Below are 5,602 nucleotides of genomic sequence, written 5' to 3' on the forward strand. Positions count from 1 at the left end.
CCTCCAAGTCCAACTGGGCGCGACTGGCATGAACCAATGCTGCGATCAAATTTTCGTCGGCTGACTTTTTGCCGGTGTAGAGGCGCACAAGCTCGCGCGCCTGGACCTTCCAATTGGAGTCCGGGCTATCCCGGACGGCTGACGTAAGAGCCCGGGAGAGTATGTCGAAATCCAACAACGAAATACTCGGTCGGCTTCCTTTCACGATCAAATCCATCCTGTTGATCTGCGGCGTTCGCGACACTCGAAAGGTGGACAATGACCAGCATCGGCATCACCCAAAATAGGTCCATTCCTTCACGTGCTCAAGTTTCGGAAGCTCTCGCTGACCGATCATAGGACGCAGCGGCGCAGCGTAAATACCGCAGGGCAGCACCACTGCAATAACAAAGGTTAAGCGGTAGGCACAAAGCCGACTAGCTGCGGTTTTCTTGTCCAGCTTGCCTCTTCGGCAGCCCTGCCGATGACCGAACGCGTCAAAGATAAGCGGAACCTAATCTCCCGGCGTAGCTTGTCTCGATATGAGCGATCATGCCGAGAAACTAGTACCTCGCCCTCCACCAAGGTGGCAGAACCCGAAAGGAATTCTGATCTCGGCCGCTGTCGCTGTGCTTGCGTTCTGTGCTCTTCGCGGCTCGTGGAACTTTAGATGAGCACACGCGGCATCAACTTTCTGCACAAGTGGATTGCTAACGACATCCCAGAGACGGCGCCTCCCGACGCGGTCTCAATCGGTGAACTCACCCACAAGCTGCTAGCCGACGCCAAAGCGGTCGGCATCAAGAGAATAGAGCTGGATGAGGATGTGGATAGCCTTTACCGCATTTTCGTCGAAGCCATCGCTCACTTCGACGCCGGAATTCCAGAGTAGGTCCGCGGAGCTACGGTCTCATTCAAAAAGCGGATGCATCCGCTGGTGGGATTTTTATCAGATGGCGATGCCGTTCGAACAACACCAGCTTGTCTGGGTAGCCGAGACGAATCTTGGCATTGCAGGCCTCGCAACGAAACATGGATATTACCTTGAACCATGATCCTCGCCTTACAATAGGATGGCAGCATTTGGGGCAGTCGAAAACGAGCTCCGCATCTCCCAACTCCTCAGGTATGGGCATTGAAAGTCCTTTGTGGGGAGTTTGATCCATCCGGCAAACTGCGGTCAGGGTAAGCCCCGTGACGGTTGTAGAAGATTGGGTAGTCATAGGTCCATCCCACGCTACAATCCCTTTCAAGGCTAGGGTTCGCCCCCCGTGCGAACCGACGACCGCGGGGAGGGACGTAGCTGTGGCCGCCCACGCAACATCGATCTCCCGAGACAGTTCCTTACCGGAAGCCAAGCTCGGACCAATGCGTTTTGGCGGCGGGACTTAGGTCCGGCCCGTGAACTCCGCCACGTTTGTATCTGGCTTGGTCTTCAGCGAGCTACCCATCCGGTAATGCTGCCCGCAGGTGTCGACGGGGTGGCGGGCTAGTCAGTCTTTTCATGAGCAGCTCGGAACTGCCCCTCCTCGAAGCACCTCCGCGCCTCTTGAGCCGTCGCCTCACCGGCCATAGCGGCCATGCAGGCGCGGACAGCTTGGTTCCACTTAGGGCCACGCTTTGTCCATTTCACCAGATATTCGGAAGCGACCTCCACGCTGTTGACGTTGTAGGTCATGCCGGGTCGCCCCCCGATGACGGGAACCGGGGGTGAACCAGTGGGTTGCCATCATACGACCCTCCCTCGCGACAATCGACGCTTGAGGTCTTCGGCATTCAGTATGCCTACCAGATCTTCGGCGTATTCCTGATCCAAATATTCCGCCGGTGCCCCCCATGCATCGGCTGGCTGGCCGGTAAACACGTCGAATACCGTCCAGCTCTCGTCCGAGTCTTGCCTTAAGCCGTATCGCAGTTGCACCACGCGGCTAATTTAGGAGATCGGAATGTCTGATGCAAATGTCTGAGCGAGGGGATCGTGTGACTGGGGGGCACGTCAGCCAGGAGCTGCCAGCCCTGCTTGTGAATTGAGAAGGTTTGCGAGGCCCGTGATGATCTGGGGCATAACGAACGGCTTGGTTATCATGAGGCTGTTTGGCACTCCAAGTGACGGCCAGTCCTCCGCACCATCGCCACTCATGTAAATGACTGGCAAACTGGGGTTGACGGTCCGCATGTGACGGGCGACGTCCCAGCCAGTGGGGCCTTCTCCGATCCTTATATCGGTCAGGAGGGCTGCGACACGATCCGGGTTACGATCAAAGGTCGCGATGGCATTGTCCCCTTTATAGACGGCAATCACCTCGAACCCGGCTTCACGCAGCGAGTGTTCGATATCCAGGAGGATAAGGCTCTCATCCTCCACGACCAGGACGGCACCTGAGTTCATTCGACGCCAGCTTCGCTCGTTGGTATCCGGGCATGCAACGGTGGCCGGCTGCGAATGTTCCTCGACGCCCCTAACATTGCTAATCGGGCAGCAGCATTTCCTCCTCCTCAGCCGCATCCTCGAAGAGTACACGGAAGTCGTTGGTCGGCATCTTGCCATCCATCGCCGTCAGGCAGGCCTCCGCCGCCAGTCGCCATTTGGGGCCACGGTTGGACCACTTCAGTAGTTCCTCGGCGGCAGTGTCGATACGGCTGATCCCAAGGCGGAATCCCGGTCTGTCGGTCTTGACGTAGACAGGCGGGTTGAAACAACGAAGGGGCATCAGGATTCGCGCACGTCGAACGCAACGAAAAGCTCCCGTTTCGTGGCACAATCGACGATCATCGCGACCAACTGGCAGTCCGTCTCATGGAGATAAAGGCCGCGCGCGCGCACTGCTGTAATGGTTGCTTTCACGGAAATGATGGCGCCCGGTGAGGGCCCAAAAGGATCTCTCGAACCAGCTCCTTGGCCGTCGTCTGCGCAGGCCGGACAGGTGTTTGAATGTCCATCCCATCCTCCCAGAGAGACAGAACCTCAATCGTCTATTCTGTGGCGCACTTTTTGAAAAAGACAAGTACCAGAAGCGTACAAAGCGGGTAGTAACGGGCGCGACCTTCTTGGGTCTGTGCGCTGTCATCAGACCATCCATGGGCGCTCATGGTCATCCAAACACAGCGCGGAAGGTCGGCCACCCCGAAGGAAGAATGTGCCTGTTCGGACATACATCGTCCGGAAGATGGTGGGATTACGGTCGCAGGAGCGCGCCGCCAAACTGCGCCCATAAGCGTTCGCACTCTCTCGCCCTTAGGCTCGGCGTCGCCGGTTCGCCGTAGAAGACCATGGCTCGGCGAACGTCGTATCCAGCACCGATGCGTTCGCCACGAATTGAATGGCCATTCCCAAGGTGATGGGAGCGATTTTGGCACCCGCTTTGGTCGTGAGGTCAACCACACCGAACACTTCGCACTGGCACGCCTGCCAGCCAAAACGGCCCTCGAGATGGCACTCTTCACGGCGAGGAGCATTTCGGTCAGTCGTCCGCTGAAACGGCTCTACAAACTCTCAAAAGCAAGGTTTGTTCCCGGTCACGCGGCATCTCCCCAAGTGCCGGTGTTCGGCTGCAAAAACCAAACTGGATCACGCGGCCTTTCTCATACCTGTGTAGTTGATATCAATCTGCTCGACCGGAAGGTCAGGCCGCCTAGCCCAGTTCCTCTCAGCGTCAAGCAGTTCATTCGGCCCAGTCAAGCCGTTCATGAACAGCCTGAGCACGTGCGCAGCTATGCGCTCTCCTCTCTCCGAAGCGAGAGGTACGCCGCGCTCGTTGCAGACCGTGTGACAAACGTGGGCCAGCATCTCAACATCGCTCGGCTCCAAAAATCGGCCCGGATACAACATACCATTTCCTTGTTAGACGATTGCGATGGATGTCCCTTACGCAAGGTCAGCGGCAGCCACAATCAACTATGATAGTGACGTCTCGACGCTGGCAAGAAAGCAGGTCGGTCGCGCTGGCTGGCCACGGGCCGTCTGCTCTGGGCAGCGCGGCGGAACATTAGCGCCCGCTGTAAGTTGGGCGCCAACCCCAACAGGTTCTTCATGGCGCAGGTTCCTTCCTCGAACATTTTGATCCGCAAGCTCCAGACCATCTCGGAACTCGCAGAACCAGATATTGCAATTTTGGGAAATGCCCGGATTGAGGAGAAGCAATATCAGGCCAACGCAGACATTCTGCGCGATGGCGACCAGCCGACGCTTTCGTTTGTTGTTCTTGACGGCATGATAGGCTCGACCAAAATGACAGGCGACGGCAAACGCCAAATCACCTCCTTTTTTGTTCCCGGCGACATTCCCGACCTTCATGGACTGCATCTGTCGGTCATGGATTGCACCTTTACGGCTCTAATGCCCTCTCGGGTGGGCTTCATGCGGCACGACGCTCTTCGCTCTATTTGCGACCAGCACCCTTCGATAACCACAGTGTTTTGGCGCTCGACGCTTGTCGATGCGGCGATCTATCGAGAGTGGGTCACCAACGTCGGAAGACGCGACGCCTATACTGGCATGGCTCATATTTTGTGCGAACTTATTGTCCGCCTCCGCGCAGTCGGCCGCATAGAAGATCATGTGGCCCGCCTTCCGATAACGCAGGCTGCGCTTGGTGATGCGCTCGGCCTTTCCACCGTACACGTGAACCGAGTTCTTCAGGATCTTAGACGCGACGGCCTGATATCCACCGTGGGCTCGCATTTTCATGCAACCGACTGGTCAGGGCTCGTTCGCGCCGGGGATTTTGATGGGATGTATCTGCACCAAAGGGCCGCTGACGTGTTGCGCCAATAGAGGTGTTCCATGGCGAGATATTTCTTTGACAGCAGTGTCCGCGACGAGCTCATAAAAGACGATGAGGGGATCGAATGTGATGGGATCGAGGAAGCATGCCGAGAGGGCATGGACGGGCTCAGAGATTTGGCGCTTGAATTCTTCAAGGACCCCGATGGGCAGCAATTGGCGATCTATGTCAGGGACGAGGCTGGTGAAAGGCTGCTGAGCTTGAGCATCACCCTTCAGGGAAGCTGAGTGGCTTTGAGCTTACCCGGTTTCGCTGTGTAGCCGCGCAGGGGCTCCAGCGTGCGAACCCGCCGTACGCATCGGCGGGGCCTTACGACAGACCGCCGGGACCGTTGTGCCGCAACCAATGAGCCGGTCGGTTTGCGAACGTCAATAGCGCCGAGGAAGGCTAATCGGCGGGTCGCGCGGGACTCATGGTGGTGCGCGGTCTCAGCGCCCAGAAGACCTCGATCACGAGTAGACGCGCGTCTTGCATGGGCCTGGCCTGCGCGAGGCTGTTCTTTGGGCAAGAAAGTGTTAAGACCGGAACATCCGTGCGCGCCCAGGGTTGGATTGCAATCGGGTCGCATCGCGGCCTCCGCAGCCGTTTCGTGTCACCGGCAATGTGGGCGGGACGGGCTGTATTGCTGGCGCGGGGCGCAGGTGCTTGGATCACTGCGGTCTACGTCCGGCATGCTTGGAGCGCTATAATCGAACTTAGAGCGCTATAATCGAACTAGCCGAACGTAATCGGCTTCTGGCTTGCCGTAGGTGCCGTTTGCGCAGGCCGCAAGTCCGCTGCGGTCCCTGATGTACACTTCGCCACGTCGAGAATAGATGAAACCACGTCCTTCCAGCACT

General features: G+C 57.7%; 8 protein-coding genes. 4 read left to right on the forward strand and 4 right to left on the reverse strand.

The features are described 5' to 3' along the window. On the reverse strand, positions 1–217 hold a 217-nt coding region (locus EN914_RS38750; protein ID WP_206527221.1), incomplete at its 3' end, for a hypothetical protein. A gap of 432 nt (positions 218–649) precedes the next feature. Between EN914_RS38750 and EN914_RS22140 the strand changes: the two genes are divergently transcribed. Next, positions 650–871 carry a DUF768 domain-containing protein gene (locus tag EN914_RS22140; protein WP_013525056.1) on the forward strand — a complete coding sequence of 74 codons (222 nt, stop codon included), beginning with the start codon at positions 650–652 and terminating at the stop codon, positions 869–871. 597 nt (positions 872–1,468) lie between these two features. On the opposite strand, the gene EN914_RS22150 is transcribed toward EN914_RS22140, so the two are convergent. From EN914_RS22150 to EN914_RS22165, 3 genes are all read right to left on the reverse strand, one after another. Then, positions 1,469–1,657, reverse strand: a complete 189-nt coding sequence (locus tag EN914_RS22150; protein ID WP_013525057.1) for a DUF982 domain-containing protein — start codon at positions 1,655–1,657, stop codon at positions 1,469–1,471. A gap of 318 nt (positions 1,658–1,975) precedes the next feature. After that, the gene (locus EN914_RS22160) at positions 1,976–2,368 is read right to left on the reverse strand and encodes a response regulator (protein WP_024505861.1); all 393 of its coding nucleotides are present in this window, start codon (positions 2,366–2,368) and stop codon (positions 1,976–1,978) included. A gap of 79 nt (positions 2,369–2,447) precedes the next feature. Then, positions 2,448–2,690, reverse strand: coding sequence for a DUF982 domain-containing protein (locus EN914_RS22165; protein ID WP_024505860.1), 243 nt, complete (start codon positions 2,688–2,690; stop codon positions 2,448–2,450). Positions 2,691–3,295: 605 nt separating this feature from the next. On the opposite strand from EN914_RS22165, the gene EN914_RS38380 reads away from it, so the two are divergent. The 3 genes from EN914_RS38380 to EN914_RS22190 all read left to right on the forward strand — a co-directional run bounded on the left by EN914_RS38380 (position 3,296) and on the right by EN914_RS22190 (position 4,990). Continuing rightward, on the forward strand, positions 3,296–3,880 hold the full coding sequence (locus EN914_RS38380) for a hypothetical protein (protein ID WP_164753058.1): 585 nt from the start codon (positions 3,296–3,298) through the stop codon (positions 3,878–3,880). A gap of 129 nt (positions 3,881–4,009) precedes the next feature. Next, a complete protein-coding gene (locus EN914_RS22185) occupies positions 4,010–4,753 on the forward strand; it encodes a Crp/Fnr family transcriptional regulator (protein ID WP_024505859.1) in 744 nt (247 codons plus the stop codon). A gap of 9 nt (positions 4,754–4,762) precedes the next feature. Then, the gene (locus tag EN914_RS22190) at positions 4,763–4,990 is read left to right on the forward strand and encodes a DUF6894 family protein (RefSeq protein WP_013525064.1); all 228 of its coding nucleotides are present in this window, start codon (positions 4,763–4,765) and stop codon (positions 4,988–4,990) included. Positions 4,991–5,602 lie beyond the last annotated feature (612 nt).

It is taken from the genome of Mesorhizobium sp. M7A.F.Ca.CA.001.08.2.1 (assembly GCF_003998455.1).
Taxonomy (GTDB): Bacteria; Pseudomonadota; Alphaproteobacteria; order Rhizobiales; family Rhizobiaceae; genus Mesorhizobium; species Mesorhizobium ciceri.

Excerpts from the sequence above, each read along its gene's own strand:
- EN914_RS22140 (WP_013525056.1), top strand. The coding sequence starts at position 650 with ATGAGCACACGCGGCATCAACTTTCTGCACAAGTGGATTGCTAACGAC.
- EN914_RS22150 (WP_013525057.1), bottom strand. The coding sequence starts at position 1,657 with ATGACCTACAACGTCAACAGCGTGGAGGTCGCTTCCGAATATCTGGTG.
- EN914_RS22160 (WP_024505861.1), bottom strand. The coding sequence starts at position 2,368 with ATGAACTCAGGTGCCGTCCTGGTCGTGGAGGATGAGAGCCTTATCCTC.
- EN914_RS22165 (WP_024505860.1), bottom strand. The coding sequence starts at position 2,690 with ATGCCCCTTCGTTGTTTCAACCCGCCTGTCTACGTCAAGACCGACAGA.
- EN914_RS22185 (WP_024505859.1), top strand. The coding sequence starts at position 4,010 with ATGGCGCAGGTTCCTTCCTCGAACATTTTGATCCGCAAGCTCCAGACC.
- EN914_RS22190 (WP_013525064.1), top strand. The coding sequence starts at position 4,763 with ATGGCGAGATATTTCTTTGACAGCAGTGTCCGCGACGAGCTCATAAAA.